The sequence below is a fragment of the Brevibacillus nigriterrae genome (assembly GCF_049846925.1).
In the GTDB taxonomy this organism is placed as follows: Bacteria; Bacillota; Bacilli; order Brevibacillales; family Brevibacillaceae; genus Brevibacillus_H.
Window position 1 is genome coordinate 14,877 of the sequence record NZ_JBNCMT010000005.1, and the last position, 15,988, is coordinate 30,864.

A 15,988-nucleotide genomic window follows, 5' to 3' on the forward strand; every position below is an offset into this window, starting at 1 on the left:
ACTTAAATTGTTTAATAATGCACCTGAACTCCTTTAACCTCTAGTTGTTTAATGACATCCATAGACTCTGAGCTTAATGGATTATTTCGTAAGGATACTGATTGCAATTTTGGAGCTTCAAGCAATGGACTGATATCAACTATTTTATTATCGCTTAGATATAACTGGGTTAGGCTTTTCAGTTTTGACATGGATGGCAATTTGGATAATTGATTACTTGAGAAATCGGCCGATTGAAGGTTTGACAATTCTTTTATTGCAGTAATATCTTTAATTTTATTTTCTCGAAGATCAAGATATTTTAGCTCAGTAAGTTGCTTGAGTGAAGAAATATTCGTTATTTTATTACTATTGGCAAGCAGGCGATCCAGTTCCTTCAGCTTGGATAATGAGCTTATATCTGTTATTTGATTGTAATAAATATCTAGCTTTTTGAGGTTGGTTACGTAAGAAACGGGAGTGATATCGGTAACTTTATTGGCTCCCAAGTTTAAATACTCTAATTTTTTCAGGTTTTTCACTGCGGTAACATCTTCAATATTATTGTTGTTTATTAAGTTTAAAGAAGTGAGGTTTGTCAGCTTTGCAATAGGAGACATATCAGAAATACGCGCCAAATCCATCTCAAGTTTTTCCAAGTTTATTAAAGCAGAAAGACCCTCTAAATCGGTGTCAGTTGCATCAACAATATAATTCAGTGTCAGTTCTTTTATCGATGAGACATCAGATTTCGTAACATCTCCTACTTCTTTCCCCACGATTCCCCTGATTTTAACTTCTAATGGAAACTTATATTCTCCTCCCCAAGGTGCTTGCCTAAAGGAGATCACGTCGCTTGAGACAACATTTACTGCGATGTTTACCTTTTGATCTTTGTACTTGGCTTCCAACTCAGCTTTTCCCGATTTACTCGGAATTATGATTCCACCGATTGCCGTTGCTACAGAGGATTTATTGCTTTTCCATGTTACTTTTTTCGTAACGTCCTCTTCATCTCCGTTATCGTATTTTGCAGATACAACAACTTTCCCAACATCCCAATCTTTGATTTCAATAGAGTTTACTGAAGCAAGTAATGACACAAGCTTCTTTTGTTTCGCTGATGTACTGTTCATTACACCATTTGACATACCAGTTAGAACTAGAAGCATCGCTAGAAATAAAACACTTGCTCTCTTTAGCACAACATTTCTCCACCCTTTATAAATTATGGTAAATAATATCAATATCATATGAAGGAATCGGATGGTAAGGATGTACCAAAAATCACTATTTTTGAGAATAATTTTTCATAAAAAAAGATCCCCTACAAGCACTGGATTAGACGAAATACCTTTCCAGAGCTTTACTAGAGGATACACTTCAATCATTCATTCATTCATTCATTTGTTATCGTCTTTGTAATTTACTTCTCTCTATTCTTCTACTCTCTTTTCTTCGTAACAAACTCAATTACGGAGCCAAACAAACTCATCAATGCGGCTGCCATAATTGTGGTAAAGAGTGACTCCGGCCATGCACCTAGCTCAAATCCGTCAATGAGGGACGCAGTCAAAGCGAAGGTGATGGCATTCACGATAAACCAGAAGAATCCCAATGTCAAAAAGGTCAAAGGAAGAGTAAGCGTGATGATTATTGGACGGACCAGTGTATTAACCACACCCAGAATTAATGCGCCCCATACAGCCGTAGCAAAACTGTCTATTTGAATGATACTGAATAATTTGCTGATAACAAGCAATGCTCCAGCATTAAGTAACAATCGAATAATCCAGCGAATCACTTGATTCCCCTCCTTATAAAGCTCCCCGTATCTCACTTTCCCATTGGTCGAAAAACAGCTCCATAAACCGATGGCGTTCTTTTGCTATCTCTTTGGCTGTTTCTGTAAAAAGGCGATCCTGCAAGTGTCGAAGTTTGCGTTCATACTCTCTGACAGGTGTATGTTGATCTGGATCATCCGACTGGATCGGTTGTCCAATTACGCCTGAGTATGCAAATGCCCTCGCTATACCTACTGCCCCGATAGAATCAAGTTTATCTGCATCAAACAGTATTTTTTCTTCCAAGGTAGTCGGGGGATTATTTTTGCGAAACCGGTGAGCAAGAATCGCTTGTTGAACCTTATGAATGATTGTCTCTTCATATTCCGACTCATGCAGAAGGTCAAAGGCTTCTCTTGCACTGATCTCAGCATGGCACTCCCCGGTGCGTCTCTCTTCAGCTCGCCCGATATCATGTAAAAGGACAGCCAAGCGGAGGACCTGCATTTCGGCCCCCTCCGCTTGCCCGATTCGTTCACACAGTCCCATGACACGCAAATTGTGGTACCAGTCATGAGCAGGATCTTGACCATCAAAGTAACGCTTGGCCTTTTCCAGTAAAGCTGGGGGAAGAGAATTTGTTATGTTCTCAACGAATGTCTCCATTACACTTTTCCCCTTTACGATTCAGCACTGCTCGTCACCAATTCATCCATGCGATCCAGCGTACGCTGGCGATCTCTCGCAAGGATTGGCCCCAGGAATTGACCCGTGTAGGATTCTTTGACCTTCACAACCTCTTCAGGAGTACCTTTGGCTACAATTTTTCCGCCTCTGGTACCGCCCTCAGGGCCAAGATCAAGAATATAATCTGCTGTTTTGATCACGTCCAGATTGTGTTCGATAACCAAAACCGTATCACCATTTTCAACCAGACGTTGCAACACAACAAGCAGTCGTTTGATATCATCGGTATGCAGACCCGTTGTTGGTTCATCCAGAATATAGAGGGTGCGACCGTTACTTCTACGGTACAGCTCAGAAGCCAATTTCACCCGTTGCGCTTCCCCACCTGACAGGGTTGTAGCAGGTTGCCCCAATTTCATATAACCAAGACCTACATCTAACAGCGTCTGAATCTTACGCTCAATACGAGGGATATTGCGGAAATAATCCAGCGCATCTTCAATCGTCATTTCCAATACATCAGAGATGCTTTTTCCCTTGTACTTCACATCCAGTGTTTCTCGGTTGTATCGTTTGCCATGGCAAACTTCACACGGTACATAAACATCTGGCAAGAAATGCATTTCAATTTTTATAATTCCATCACCGCTGCATGCTTCACAGCGTCCACCCTTGACGTTAAAACTAAAGCGTCCCTTTTTATAGCCACGCACTTTGGCCTCATTCGTCGAAGCAAACAGGTCTCGAATATCATCGAATACACCCGTATAGGTTGCCGGATTGGATCGTGGTGTACGCCCAATAGGAGATTGATCGATATCGATTACTTTGTCAAGATTATCCAGACCATTGATCCGTCTGTGTTCACCCGGTTTTGCTTTGGCACGGTTCAGTTCACGAGCAAGTGCTTTATGCAGAATTTCGTTTATCAGTGTACTCTTGCCCGAACCGGAAACACCTGTCACTGCAACAAACAATCCAAGCGGAATCGGAGCCGTCACATTCTTCAGGTTGTTTTCTTTAGCACCTTCGATCTCAATCCATTTTCCATTTGGCTTCCGACGCTCAAGCGGTACGGGAATAAACTTGCGGCCACTGAGATAGGCACCTGTCAGCGATTCTGGATTTGCCATTACCTCTGTTGGTGTCCCTTCTGCAACGACCTGTCCACCGTGAATCCCTGCTCCAGGCCCAATGTCGATGATATAGTCACACGCCAGCATCGTATCTTCATCATGCTCTACCACGATCAGCGTGTTACCCAAACTCGTCATGTGTTCCAACGTTTTGATGAGACGTGAATTATCCCGTTGATGAAGTCCAATACTTGGCTCGTCAAGGATATAGAGAACGCCCATCAGGCTGGAACCGATTTGGGTTGCCAGACGAATCCGCTGCGCCTCGCCGCCAGACAGCGTCCCTGCTGCCCGACTTAGCGTCAAATAATCAAGTCCCACGTCAATCAGGAAGTTAAGACGAGAAGTGATTTCTTTGAGAATCAGGTTGGCGATTTTCAAGTCCTTTTCACTTAAATCCAAGCCCTTGATAAAGTTATGAGCATCAACAATAGACAGGTCTGTGACCTCAGCGACATTCTTGCCTCCGATAAGAACTGCCAGACTTTCCTGGCGAAGACGCTGTCCACGACAAACAGGGCAAGCCTTTTGTCCCATAAACCCTTCAATCATCTCACGGATATAGTCTGAACTTGTTTCCAGATGACGGCGTTGCAGGTTAGGAATAACCCCTTCATAAGAAACAACCGCTTCTCTTACTTGTCCAAACTCGTTCTCGTACCGGAAGTGGATTTTCTCATCCTGACTGCCGTACAAAACAATCTTCAAATGCTCCTCAGGCATTTCTTCTACAGGTATATCCATACGCACACCAAAATGGCGGCATGCTGACTCAAGCAACTGTTGGTAGTAGGTAGACGACTTCGGTTCCCATGCTTCGATTGCCCCATCTTGCAATGTCTTGGTTACGTCGGGAACCACAAGGTCAGGGTCTACCTCCAGCTTTACCCCCAGACCATCGCATTCGGAGCAAGCCCCGAACGGACTGTTAAAGGAAAACACTCTCGGTTCCAAGTCACCAATTGAAAAGCCGCAAACCGGACAAGCATGCTTCTCACTGAACAGTAGTTCCTCCTGATCAATGATATCCACGATTACTTTGCCATCAGCCAGTCTCAACGCCGTCTCCAATGAATCGGCCAATCGAGAATGAACGTCTGGTTTGACGACAATGCGGTCAATAACTACTTCAATGGAGTGCTTTTTGTTTTTCTCCAGCTTGATCTCTTCTGACAAATCACGAACTTCTCCGTTTACCCGCACACGAACATACCCTTGCTTGCGAATGTCCTCCAGCAATTTGACATGCTCACCTTTGCGACCCTGGACAAGTGGCGCCAGAACTTGAATGCGAGTGCGTTCAGGATACTCCATCACCCGGTCAACCATTTGCTCAATGGTTTGTGAAGCAATTTCAATACCGTGATCAGGGCAGATTGGTTTGCCTATACGTGCATACAACAAACGCATATAGTCATAAATTTCGGTAACTGTCCCTACTGTTGAGCGAGGATTGCGACTCGTTGTTTTCTGGTCTATGGAAATAGCAGGAGATAACCCTTCAATCGAGTCGACGTCCGGTTTATCCATTTGACCCAAAAATTGTCTCGCATAAGCAGACAGCGATTCAACATATCTTCTCTGTCCTTCAGCGTAAATCGTATCAAATGCTAGCGAGGACTTCCCAGAACCGGAAAGACCGGTTAAGACAACAAATTTATCTCGTGGTATCACGACGTCAAGATTTTTCAGATTATGTGCCCGAGCGCCTTTTACCACAATTTTATCTAACGGCATGAATCATTTCTCTCCTTACAAATCAGCTTTTAATTCCAATATCAGGTCACGAAGCTCAGCTGCACGCTCGAACTGGAGATTGCGTGCCGCTTCCTTCATTTCGTCTTCCATACGCTGGATAACTACGAGGCGATCTTTTTTTGGCATCTTCTTGAGATCGGTATTCGGAAGATAGTCTGCCTTTTCTTCTGCAACACGTGTCGCTTCGATTACGCCTCGGACTGCCTTCTTGATCGTTTGCGGGGTAATGCCATGCTGCTCGTTGTAAGCCATCTGGATGGATCTGCGTCGCTCTGTCTCTCGAAGCGCAGCATTCATCGAATCAGTCATCTTGTCAGCATACATGATGACTCGCCCTTCTGCATTACGTGCCGCACGTCCAATGGTTTGGATCAAGGAGCGTTCATTGCGCAAGAAACCTTCCTTGTCTGCATCCAGAATTGCAACCAGAGATACCTCAGGCAAATCCAGACCTTCCCGCAACAGGTTGATCCCTACAAGCACATCGAATTCGCCCAGTCGCAAGGAGCGGAGAATTTGCATACGTTCAATCGTCTTGATGTCGGAATGCAAATAGCGAACTTTGATGCCGATTTCTTTTAAGTAATCGGTTAAATCCTCAGACATCTTCTTGGTCAGCGTGGTCACCAGTACCCGTTCTTCTTTGGCAATTGTTGCCTGAATTTCGCCAATCAGATCGTCAATCTGTCCCTTAATCGGTCGAACCGAAATAGTCGGATCAACTAATCCTGTAGGGCGAATTACCTGTTGGACCAATTCTGGACAATGCTCCAGCTCATAAGGGCCTGGAGTTGCCGAAATATAGACTGCTTGATGGATTTTGCGCTCGAACTCTGCAAATTGCAGTGGTCGGTTATCCCGAGCAGACGGCAGACGGAATCCATGTTCAACCAGTACGTCTTTGCGTGCTCTGTCTCCATTGTACATTCCTCGCACCTGAGGCAATGTCATGTGAGACTCATCGACCATCAACAGGAAGTCATCCGGGAAAAAGTCAATCAGCGTATACGGAGGATGCCCTGCTGGCAAACCAGTCAAATGGCGTGAGTAATTCTCAATACCGGAGCAAAAACCCATCTCCATCATCATTTCAAGATCATAACGGGTGCGCTGTTCCAATCGTTGTGCTTCTAACAGCTTCCCTGCTTCACGTAATTCTGTCAGCCTTTCTTCCAGCTCGGCTTGGATGTTGGCGATAGCTACCTTCATCTTTTCATCACCGGTTACATAGTGAGACGCTGGGAAAATAGCGACATGGTCTCTTGTCCCGACGATTTCACCGGTAAGGACATCAATTTCGGTAATACGCTCAATCTCATCTCCAAAGAACTCTACGCGGATCGCCTGTTCACTTCTCGATACAGGAAAAATCTCAACTACGTCGCCTCGTACACGAAACGTACCACGTGTGAAATTAATATCATTGCGGTTGTATTGGATATCCACTAACTTGTGCAAAATCTCTTGTCTGCTTTTTTCCATCCCTACACGAAGGGAGAGTAACAGTTCCTTATACTCCTCCGGTGAACCCAAACCGTAAATACACGAAACAGACGCTACGATGATAACGTCTTTTCGTTCCAACAGGGCACTCGTTGCTGAATGTCGCAGTTTATCTATTTCATCATTGATGCTAGCGTCTTTTTCGATGTATGTATCTGATTGAGGAATGTAGGCCTCTGGTTGATAGTAATCGTAGTAGCTGACGAAATACTCGACAGCATTATGAGGAAAGAACTCTTTGAACTCTGCAGCTAACTGGGCAGCCAGTGTTTTATTGTGAGCCATAATCAACGTCGGCTTGTTCACCTGAGCGATTACCTGTGCTGCCGTAAACGTCTTACCTGTCCCGGTAGCTCCCAGTAATGTCTGATGACGTTTGCCTGCCAATACACCTTCCACAAGCTGTGAAATGGCCATTGGCTGGTCACCAGATGGGCTGAACTCAGAAACTAACTGGAATTGATCCATAAGACCGATCATCCTTCCTTTCACTGTTAAAAGCATTATACCATAAATTGTACGATAACAAGAACATTTGTTTGTCTAATGAACTGTTCCCATTCTGCCGATATCTTTATAGAGGTATTTCTTCTGATTATTTACTCATCTCCTTATAAGAAATGGAGTGTACTTGCATGGCAGATAGCGTTACAAACTCAACATATATACCTAATGAATATAGTTATACAAACAAAAAGCAGTTCTCCTCCGAAATGGATCAAGATGCATTCATGAAGCTGTTTCTGGAACAACTAAAGCACCAGGACCCAATGTCACCAATGGACAATACGCAATTCATGCAAAATACTGCCTTGATGACAATGGTAGAGCGTCTGACCAAGATGCAGTCGCTGATGGAAGAAGCGAACAGCAGCTTATTGAATCTGCCAGAATACGAGTCACTCATCGGCAAGTCAGCTTCCTATACAAAAGTAACTGAAGATGAGGTCACAGGCGAAAAGAAAACCGAGCAAAAAGACGGAACCATCTCCGCAGTGAAGCTGGTAGATGGAAAAATTTACTTCCAAATCGGTGAGGACACCGTAACCCGTAATAATATCAAAGGTTTGGAATCTAAAGGTATGACCAATGATTCCTTATTGGATAATACGCTGAAATATACGCAAATGATCGGCAAGCGAGTCAGCTATTTGGAAGAACAAGTGATTGATAAAGATGGCAAGCCAGAGACAACCGATGATCAATACACGGATACGGTATCCAAAACTGGCATCATTACATCCTTCAGTCTCAAGGACGGAAAGCTGGAATTCACCATCGATAAGGATAAAAAAGTAACAATGGATAAAATCAGCGGAATCGAAGTCGCTGATAATGTTCCGATGGACAATACATTGAAGTATGCACAAATGATTGGCTATAAAGTCGTTTATAACGAACTTGTTGAAAACAATGGGAAGACAGAAAATGTAGAGAAGACGGCAACAATTAAAGCAATGAATATGAAAAACGGCCTGATCGAGTTTTTGCTCGATAACGATAAAAAGATCAAGCCAAACGAAATTGTCGGCCTGGAAGTTCAGGCAACTCCACCGACAACAGCCTAGTTTTTATAGTCTATGCTGTCTATTGTTGACAAGGATTTTTCACTCTAAAAGCATAAAGGCTGCTAGAAGATTTTTTCTCTTCTGGCAGCCTTTTTTTCAGTTATGCGCCTAATTTTATTTTCTCCATACGATCCTTGATCAACTGGATCAGGCTCATTTTGTGTACTTCCACGAAGTAATTCGTAGAGCTGTCAGGCACTACGATAATGCCAAGCTGATGATGATTGCCTGCATAGATAGCACACTGAACAAACTTTTGCTCATTGTTATAGGTGAGCACTTCCATTTTACAAAAAGCAGGATTTGCTTGAAGAGCAGGGTACAACTGTGTTTTATCCTGTACGGGAATCCCGTTTACTTTCACGATGATCTCCCCAGGCAAAATTCCCATCTGCTCAGCAGGAGTATCCGGCAAGACAGCCATAACCTTTATGCCTTTTGGTGATTGAATAAAGTACGGCGGAGCACTTTGCTCACGTCTTTGGCTGATGACAAACAAGCCCTCGTGCCCTGCTATCGTATACAAGGCAGCGAAAACGGCCAACCATGGCAGCCAAACGGATGCGTAGCTAAGTCCCAGCAGGAGCAGTGCATAGATGAAAAGTTGGCGGGAGGCTTGTCTTGCCTTCTCCTTGGAAACCATGGTCTGTGTCAGATCGGAAAATCCGGTTACAGCAGGCAATAGCATCAAGCCATATCCCATTCCAAGACCGATATTCTCAGGTGAAAACAGCGGCCAGCCTGGGTAAAGTGGTGTACTAAGCAAACCGGATGCTTGGGACGGCACCAGAAAAAGGAGCGGCGTCAGCCAAAACGATTGCAGGTGATAAGCACCGACAATTCTTCCTCTTTTGCCTTCCACGAATAACGGAGAAGCATCACGGCCTGCATTCCATCGTATCAGCATGGCCTCAATCAAGTGCAGCAAGCCAACCAGAGCTAACAACGGCACAGGATTCACATTGGCAAGCCATGTCCAGACGATCCCGACTCCCTGATCACCCATCGGATTCGGAGCGAGCAGTGTCAACATATGCAAGAGGGTAAGGATACCCGCAGAGTAAGCTAGACAGAAAAAACGGATACGGATCAAAGCGAGTCCAAGGGAAAGGAACCACAAGAGCCACATATCCGTCTCTTGCACCATAATCCCTAGCAATCCCGCAGAAATCGAGGCAATGATACCCCCGACAAGTCCCATCCCTATTGATCGGACCGTTTGCTTGAGGGGTGACTGAATTCTGGCAGAGAATAGCTGTCTCTCAACAACCATCTGCTTCCGATACTGCAGGTAAATGAAAAGTACAAACACGTAAAGCAATGGATTTAGCAGCAAATGAACGAATGCAGTAAGATAGTTGATTAACAGTTCCACACTATATGCCATGCCATTGGCTCACCTCGCAAAAAAAAATACCACGGAACCGTGTCCATGGTATAAATTCTACAGCCTATCATTATTTCCCTGCCTGTTTGCAGTTGGATTATTTCCCCTTTACCTGCTCCACAAGGACATCCGCTGCTTTCTGTAGCTGCAGGTCATTGCGTGAATCTCTCAGTTCTACGATCAAAGCTTCCTGTAGTGCCTTCGCTGTGCCTTGATCTACTTTTCCGGTTACTGGCAATTTCTTGTCTGTCTGGAACTTCTTAATCGCTTCCTCCGTCTTTTTATCAAAGTAGCCATCGGAACGACCTGGATTGCGTTTGATCCCCGTCAAGACAAGCTGCAAGTTTTTCACTTCAACACCAGTCATGTCAAACTGCAATGTTTTATCCTGCGGCAATTGGGTTGCTTTATAATACTCCGGTTGAGCAACTTTTACATCTGGTTCAATGCCTTTTTTGTGAATCCATTCACCTTTTGGTGTCAACCACTTCGCAATGGTTAATTTCAACTGGCTCTTGTCTTCCATCTCAACCGTATTTTGAACGGTTCCTTTACCAAATGTCTTTTCACCAACGAGTTTATAGCCACCACTTTCATGCAACGCTCCTGCCAAAATCTCAGACGCACTCGCACTGCCTCCGTCAATCAAAACGACAATTGGATACGGCTTCGCTTTATCTGTTGTAGAGTTGTAAACTTCCTCTTCTTTTGATTTGTCACCATAAGCAATCTTGACGATGACACCTTTATTCGGCACAAGCAGCTCACCGATTTCTTTCACTGCCACCAGGTAACCCCCCGGATTGCCACGAACGTCGATGATTAAGCCCTTGATGCCCTTTTGCTCTAGGCTGGCAAGCTGCGTTGAAAAATCTTTCGCTGTGCTCTCAGCAAACTGGGAAAGCTCAATTTTTCCGAGCTTCATGCCATCTTTTTCGATCACTTCACTATGCACGGTCTCCAGTGGAATATCATCCCTTACCACCACAAAGGTAAGTGGTTCACTCACACCTGGACGGTGAATAATCAGTGTTGCTTTCGTACCTTTTGGACCACGAATTTTCGAAACTGCCTTCTGCAAATCAAGGCCATCCAACGACTCTCCGTTGACGCTTACGATCTGGTCATTTGGTTGAATTCCTGCAAGCTCTGCAGGTGATCCTTTGATCGGAGCCACTACGGTTACTCGACCATTTTGCAACGTAACCTCTGCACCGATGCCCTGGAAGGAAGAATGAAGAGACGAGTTGAATTCATCAGCCGTCTGCGGATCCATATAGTTGGAATACGGATCGTCAAGAGAATTGATCATTCCCTCAATCGCACCTTCGATGAGCTGTTCTGCCTTCACATCCTGCACATAATCCTTTTTGATAATCTGATAAGCATTATAGATTTTGGAGAACTCCTTGGGTACATCTTGAGAGTGCCCGCCCAGATTGAAAAAGCCACTTCCTGCAGCAACAGCCCCGGCAGGAGCGGACGCACCCGCACCGTTTTTCACTACCGCCATGGTCAGGAGACTACTTGCCATCATACCAACAAGCACAAGTACAAAAACTGTACGTCCATTCCATTTCATATAAGTTCACACCATCCTTTGTGTCCCCGAAAAAGAGATAAAACTAGTTTATGCCAATCCGGTAAACAATATTTGTATGGAGCAGATTAACGAAGATAAGGGGAAAACCCATGACCACTTCATTATAGCATACGTATTTCTCACCTATATTGATCAATTTCTTCCCATACCTATTAGTTTGGAATGATGGTTTCGTTAACATTGCCTACTTCATTCCAATCATTTGTACCTGCTAAATTAATAATATGCATTTTCTGCTTATCATCAAACTTATCCAAATGATACTGTGGATTTTTACCCTCTTTTATCCATGAACGAATTTGTTTTTAAAGTCCCAAATTGGCACAGACTCTCATTACTAAAAAGGTAGCTCCCTATCTATCAAAAAGAATAGATAGAGAGCTACCTTGTTTATGTGCTTTCTAGCGTAAATAGGAAGTTGGGTTAACAGCCGTATTATTTTTATAAACAGTGAAATGAAGGTGGTTTCCAGTGGATCGTCCAGTGGAGCCGACTTCAGCAATCTTCTGTCCACGCGTGACAACTTGTCCCACTTTGACTTTGATCCCACCCTCACGAATATGGCCGTATAAGGTGGTGATTTCTTCATTATGCTTGATCATGACCGTGTTGCCAAATCCTCGGCTATATCCGGCAAAAATGACAAGTCCCTTTTCGGCTGCTACAATAGTCGTTCCTCTTGGCGCAGCCATGTCTAACCCATTATGCCCAGCACTACGACCGGTTATCGGGTCTTTACGTGCACCAAAACCTGAGGATAGACGATAACTTCCCGAAGCAATTGGCAATCCAAGCTTTCCGCCTTTATAGCTTCCACCTTGTGCATACATCATGCGGCTTTTCTCCGCAAGTTTGGCAGCTTCTTGCCTAGCGAGTGCAATCAGTTGCTCTTCTTCCTCTTCGGCAATTTCATGCAGTTCGGCTTCTTTGCTTTGCAGTTCTTTCTTGATTACAACGCTGTGTTGATACTGCTGATCCAACTCAGCCTTCAGGTTCTCCTGCTCTGAAAAGATGGCTTCCAGTTCAGCAAGACGAGTCTCGACTTCCTTTTTCTTTTGTTCTACTTCTGTCTTGTCCTGAATATTTTCTTCCAGGATGCGTGTGTCCTGCTCCACGATGAACTGGAGTCCTTGCAAGCGAGTCAGGAAATCACCGAAGTCAGAAGAGCCGAGCAATACTTCAGCATAAGAGACGGCCCCACGCTCATACATGGTTTTCAAACGAGTTTTCAAGAGACTCTCTCGTTTTGCTACACGATCTTTTGCTTCATCCAGTTTTTCCTGAGCGGCAACCGCTTCATTGGTCTTTACATCAATCTGTTGATCAAGCTTTTCAATTTTGTTCTGCGTCTCATTACGGCGAAGGTCTATCGCCATTAATTCGTCTTCAAGTTCATGTCGTTGCTTCTTAATGTTGCTAATCTTGTATTCAATATTGCGGATCTGCTGCTGTTGGGCTTTCTTTTTCGCACGCAAAGCGGAGATGTCTCGATTGATTTTTTCGAGGGAGGCCTTACTCGCCCAAGTTTCCGAAGAAGGGACAAGCCCCCATGCTAATAAGCTGGTTATGGTTACTGCCAGGATTACTTTCTTATTCATACGTCTCCTCCCGCAATACTTTCTCTATTCAATCTAAAAATGCTATGTTTCCCAGACTTTTTGAACTTCCTTTACACACGTAAAAAGCGTCGAACAGACACCATACTTCCCCATATCCCGATAAAAGCACCAATCGCCAGCAGAATTCCAGCCACCTGATACGCCAACGGGAACAGCGGCAGCAAGTCAAATAGCGATGCAGCCAGGTTGGTATGAAGCACCTCAAGCAAATAGTAGTAGGAAACTCCCAGAATCAGAATCGGCAGGATTGCTCCCGATATTCCCATCAAAAGTCCCTCTACAAAGAATGGCCAGCGGATAAACCAGTTTGTTGCACCAACCAGTTTCATGATTTCGATTTCACGTCTTCTCGCCACGATCGTCAATTTAATCGTATTGGCAATCAAGAACATCGCTGTAAAGGCTAATCCGACAATAAACACAATTCCCACATTACGAACGGTGCTTGTTGCCGCAAACAGCTTTTCAACGGTACCCTCACCATAGTTAACGTTGGTGACGTGTTGGAACTCTTTGATTGCTTTCGCCGTTTCTACCGTATCCTGTGGTTGGGTTGTTTTCACGACCAATGTATCTGGAAGCGGATTTTCCTGCTCCAGACCATCCAGCAAGTACGCTTTCTCTCCCAAGCGGTCACGCAAAAGTTTGAGTCCTTCCTCTTTGGAAACGTACTTGACGCTTTCTACTTTAGGGAGTTGGTCAATTTTCTGTTCAACACTGTCAATGACAGCTTTATCTGCCGTAACATCCAGAAAAACCCGAATCTCCACTTGTTTCTCAACATTTTGAGCAATGTGATTGACGTTCAGGGCAAGGACGAGAAAAGCACCGAGAATGAGCAGTGTGATGGTTACGGCGCTGACTGAAGCAAAGGTCATCCACCCGTTGCGGTTCAGGTTTTTTACACCTTCCCGCACATGGCGCCCCATCGTACTAATCTTCATAGCCGTATTCTCCTCTCTGCTGATCGCGTACAATCTCGCCTGATTCAATGGCGATTACACGTTTACGCATGGTATTCACGATTTCACGGTTATGAGTAGCCATTACGACGGTCGTACCTCTTTGGTTGATTTCCTCGAACAGCTTCATGATATCCCACGAAGTCTCAGGATCCAGGTTTCCGGTTGGTTCATCTGCGATGATAATGCCCGGATTGTTCACCAGAGCCCTTGCCAACGCTACACGCTGTTGTTCCCCACCTGACAATTCACCTGGCAGCATTTTTGCCTTGTGCTTTAATTTCACAAGACCCAATACATCCATTACACGGGGTTTGATCAGCTTTTGCGGAGTCTCAATAACCTCCATGGCAAAAGCAATATTCTCATATACGCTCAATGTCGGTAACAGCTTGAAATCTTGAAAAACGACGCCGATACTGCGACGCACAACAGGAATTTGTCTTTCCTTGATTCTACTAATATTGAATCCACCCAAGAAAATCTGTCCCTTGGACGGTTTTTCCTCGCGATACATCAATTTAATGAAAGTTGATTTGCCCGCTCCACTGGGACCAACGACGTAGACAAACTCACCTTTTTCAATTCGAACGCTGATGCCTTTGAGCGCATTCGTACCATTCGGATAAGTCTTCCATACGTCAAACATCTCTATCAAATAAATCACATCCTAGTTTGCAAATTTCAGTGCGTCTAGTAAAAACGATAGTAGTCCCTCGTATATGTAAAGTGAGAGGGACTGAATATATTCAATGTATTATTTCGATAGGAAACACAATTGATGGGACAGGGTCAGCGTGAATACGGTTTTTTTCGACCCGAACAGCAAAAAAACGACCACCCTATCTATTATAACACCGCAACAGTGTAATGTTATCCCCTAATTATCTCATTTCTTGTCATTTCTACAATTCACCTGTAAATCCATCGACTCATTTTGTCGATTGCAGGGATGTAGAATGCCAGTCATCGTTTTCTTTCCAAAGTTGTATCAAAACCTCTTCTCCTTTTCCAAAATTCCTTTGAAAAACATAAAGTGCTTTTGGCTCGTTTGGATGCACAAATAGAACAGGCATACTGTCCCCATCTTGATGTTTTGAGACATCCTCAATCTTTTTCCATAAGGCGTACGCTTGCTTGCGATTTGCCAGACTCTTAGGGGGATAAATTAAGAACTCGTTCTCCACATTGGTAAATTCCACCCAAGATTTTTTGCTGATATGATGTTTTTCCAGAATGCGGTAAGCTATCTCCTTCTGCTCATCTATCCAGTTGCGGTCTTCGTGTTGATACGATCTGAAGTGTATATATTCAAGAGAATGTAGTCCTCCTTGTGGATCTATAAAAAGCTGATAAGACTGATATGGTTTATTCAAAGCTACTTCTGTTGGCCTGAAAGTTACCCTTGTCATCGGGTACAGTTCGACTTGATCCAAGTGATCTGAAGACTCTATAACAGGAGTTTCAGCAATGTCTTCAATAATGTGCATCTTTGCTTCTGATCCTAGCAGGTCCGTTAGATATTTTTTGGAGAGCGACTTCGCTTTTTTTCGGGGCAACGGATTTTCTGTTGATGTTAACTCCCAGAATCGCAAAAAGATTAATCGGCCTGTCTGACGCTCAATTCTAATATCTGCAACATGAAGCTTCTCCCCTTTATGAAGTTGGATATGGAAAGAATCCTGATCCATCCCAATATCCTGATCGACTGATTGTATGATAGGAAAACGCTGCACGATTTTCTCAAATGTTTCCTTTGCTTTTTTGTCCAATTGTAAATTATTGCTGTGCTCTTGTGCTGAGAAAACGGGTAAAGCAAAGCTCAAAACTACTGTTAATTGAATAACAAGGGCTACACTGAACAACTTCATTCTCACGGTAAATCCCCCTTTGGTTTATCAAAGTTATTATTTACCGTTTTTCTTAAAGTATCGATTTAAGCCAATGCAAAAAAACTGCCCCCGCAAGTAGTTCTCCTACTGGGAGGCAGTCCTTCCTATTG

12 protein-coding genes are annotated in these 15,988 nt (G+C 44.0%); 1 reads left to right on the plus strand and 11 read right to left on the minus strand.

Annotated features, from left to right (window positions below):
- Nucleotides 1-11: 11 nt before the first annotated feature.
- The 5 genes from ACPW7N_RS05065 to uvrB all read right to left on the minus strand — a co-directional run bounded on the left by ACPW7N_RS05065 (nt 12) and on the right by uvrB (nt 7,315).
- On the minus strand, nt 12-1,184 hold the full coding sequence (locus ACPW7N_RS05065) for a leucine-rich repeat domain-containing protein (protein WP_425649937.1): 1,173 nt from the start codon (nt 1,182-1,184) through the stop codon (nt 12-14).
- Between the two features lie 239 nt (nt 1,185-1,423).
- The gene (locus ACPW7N_RS05070; protein ID WP_425649938.1) at nt 1,424-1,783 is read right to left on the minus strand and encodes a phage holin family protein; all 360 of its coding nucleotides are present in this window, start codon (nt 1,781-1,783) and stop codon (nt 1,424-1,426) included.
- Between the two features lie 13 nt (nt 1,784-1,796).
- Nucleotides 1,797-2,429, minus strand: a complete 633-nt coding sequence (locus ACPW7N_RS05075) for an HD domain-containing protein (protein ID WP_425649939.1) — start codon at nt 2,427-2,429, stop codon at nt 1,797-1,799.
- A gap of 14 nt (nt 2,430-2,443) precedes the next feature.
- Nucleotides 2,444-5,323: an excinuclease ABC subunit UvrA gene (uvrA, locus tag ACPW7N_RS05080; RefSeq protein WP_425649940.1), complete on the minus strand. Its 2,880-nt coding sequence runs from the start codon at nt 5,321-5,323 to the stop codon at nt 2,444-2,446.
- A gap of 15 nt (nt 5,324-5,338) precedes the next feature.
- The gene (gene uvrB, locus ACPW7N_RS05085; RefSeq protein ID WP_425649941.1) at nt 5,339-7,315 is read right to left on the minus strand and encodes an excinuclease ABC subunit UvrB; all 1,977 of its coding nucleotides are present in this window, start codon (nt 7,313-7,315) and stop codon (nt 5,339-5,341) included.
- A gap of 167 nt (nt 7,316-7,482) precedes the next feature.
- Here uvrB and ACPW7N_RS05090 point away from each other — a divergent pair, with 167 nt between their 5' ends.
- Entirely contained in the window at nt 7,483-8,415 is a 933-nt protein-coding gene (locus tag ACPW7N_RS05090) for a flagellar hook assembly protein FlgD (RefSeq protein WP_425649942.1), read from the plus strand.
- 100 nt (nt 8,416-8,515) lie between these two features.
- Here ACPW7N_RS05090 and ACPW7N_RS05095 read toward each other — a convergent pair whose 3' ends face one another.
- From ACPW7N_RS05095 to ACPW7N_RS05120, 6 genes are all read right to left on the minus strand, one after another.
- Nucleotides 8,516-9,802, minus strand: coding sequence for a PDZ domain-containing protein (locus ACPW7N_RS05095; RefSeq protein ID WP_425649943.1), 1,287 nt, complete (start codon nt 9,800-9,802; stop codon nt 8,516-8,518).
- A 97-nt stretch (nt 9,803-9,899) separates the two neighbouring features.
- Nucleotides 9,900-11,384: a S41 family peptidase gene (locus ACPW7N_RS05100; RefSeq protein WP_425649944.1), complete on the minus strand. Its 1,485-nt coding sequence runs from the start codon at nt 11,382-11,384 to the stop codon at nt 9,900-9,902.
- Between the two features lie 422 nt (nt 11,385-11,806).
- Nucleotides 11,807-13,003: a murein hydrolase activator EnvC family protein gene (locus tag ACPW7N_RS05105; RefSeq protein ID WP_425649945.1), complete on the minus strand. Its 1,197-nt coding sequence runs from the start codon at nt 13,001-13,003 to the stop codon at nt 11,807-11,809.
- Nucleotides 13,004-13,074: 71 nt separating this feature from the next.
- Nucleotides 13,075-13,968, minus strand: coding sequence for a permease-like cell division protein FtsX (gene ftsX, locus ACPW7N_RS05110; protein ID WP_425649946.1), 894 nt, complete (start codon nt 13,966-13,968; stop codon nt 13,075-13,077).
- Nucleotides 13,958-14,644: a cell division ATP-binding protein FtsE gene (gene ftsE / locus ACPW7N_RS05115; RefSeq protein WP_425649947.1), complete on the minus strand. Its 687-nt coding sequence runs from the start codon at nt 14,642-14,644 to the stop codon at nt 13,958-13,960. Before ftsE ends, ftsX begins: the two co-directional genes overlap by 11 nt.
- Nucleotides 14,645-14,918: 274 nt before the next feature.
- Entirely contained in the window at nt 14,919-15,863 is a 945-nt protein-coding gene (locus tag ACPW7N_RS05120; RefSeq protein ID WP_425649948.1) for a hypothetical protein, read from the minus strand.
- Nucleotides 15,864-15,988 lie beyond the last annotated feature (125 nt).

What these genes read in the sequence shown, in the direction of transcription:
- ACPW7N_RS05095 (WP_425649943.1), bottom strand. Translation starts at nt 9,802, where the DNA reads ATGGCATATAGTGTGGAACTGTTAATCAACTATCTTACTGCATTCGTT.
- ACPW7N_RS05105 (WP_425649945.1), bottom strand. Translation starts at nt 13,003, where the DNA reads ATGAATAAGAAAGTAATCCTGGCAGTAACCATAACCAGCTTATTAGCA.
- uvrA (WP_425649940.1), bottom strand. Translation starts at nt 5,323, where the DNA reads ATGCCGTTAGATAAAATTGTGGTAAAAGGCGCTCGGGCACATAATCTG.
- ACPW7N_RS05090 (WP_425649942.1), top strand. Translation starts at nt 7,483, where the DNA reads ATGGCAGATAGCGTTACAAACTCAACATATATACCTAATGAATATAGT.
- ftsX (WP_425649946.1), bottom strand. Translation starts at nt 13,968, where the DNA reads ATGAAGATTAGTACGATGGGGCGCCATGTGCGGGAAGGTGTAAAAAAC.
- ACPW7N_RS05075 (WP_425649939.1), bottom strand. Translation starts at nt 2,429, where the DNA reads ATGGAGACATTCGTTGAGAACATAACAAATTCTCTTCCCCCAGCTTTA.
- ACPW7N_RS05100 (WP_425649944.1), bottom strand. Translation starts at nt 11,384, where the DNA reads ATGAAATGGAATGGACGTACAGTTTTTGTACTTGTGCTTGTTGGTATG.
- uvrB (WP_425649941.1), bottom strand. Translation starts at nt 7,315, where the DNA reads ATGGATCAATTCCAGTTAGTTTCTGAGTTCAGCCCATCTGGTGACCAG.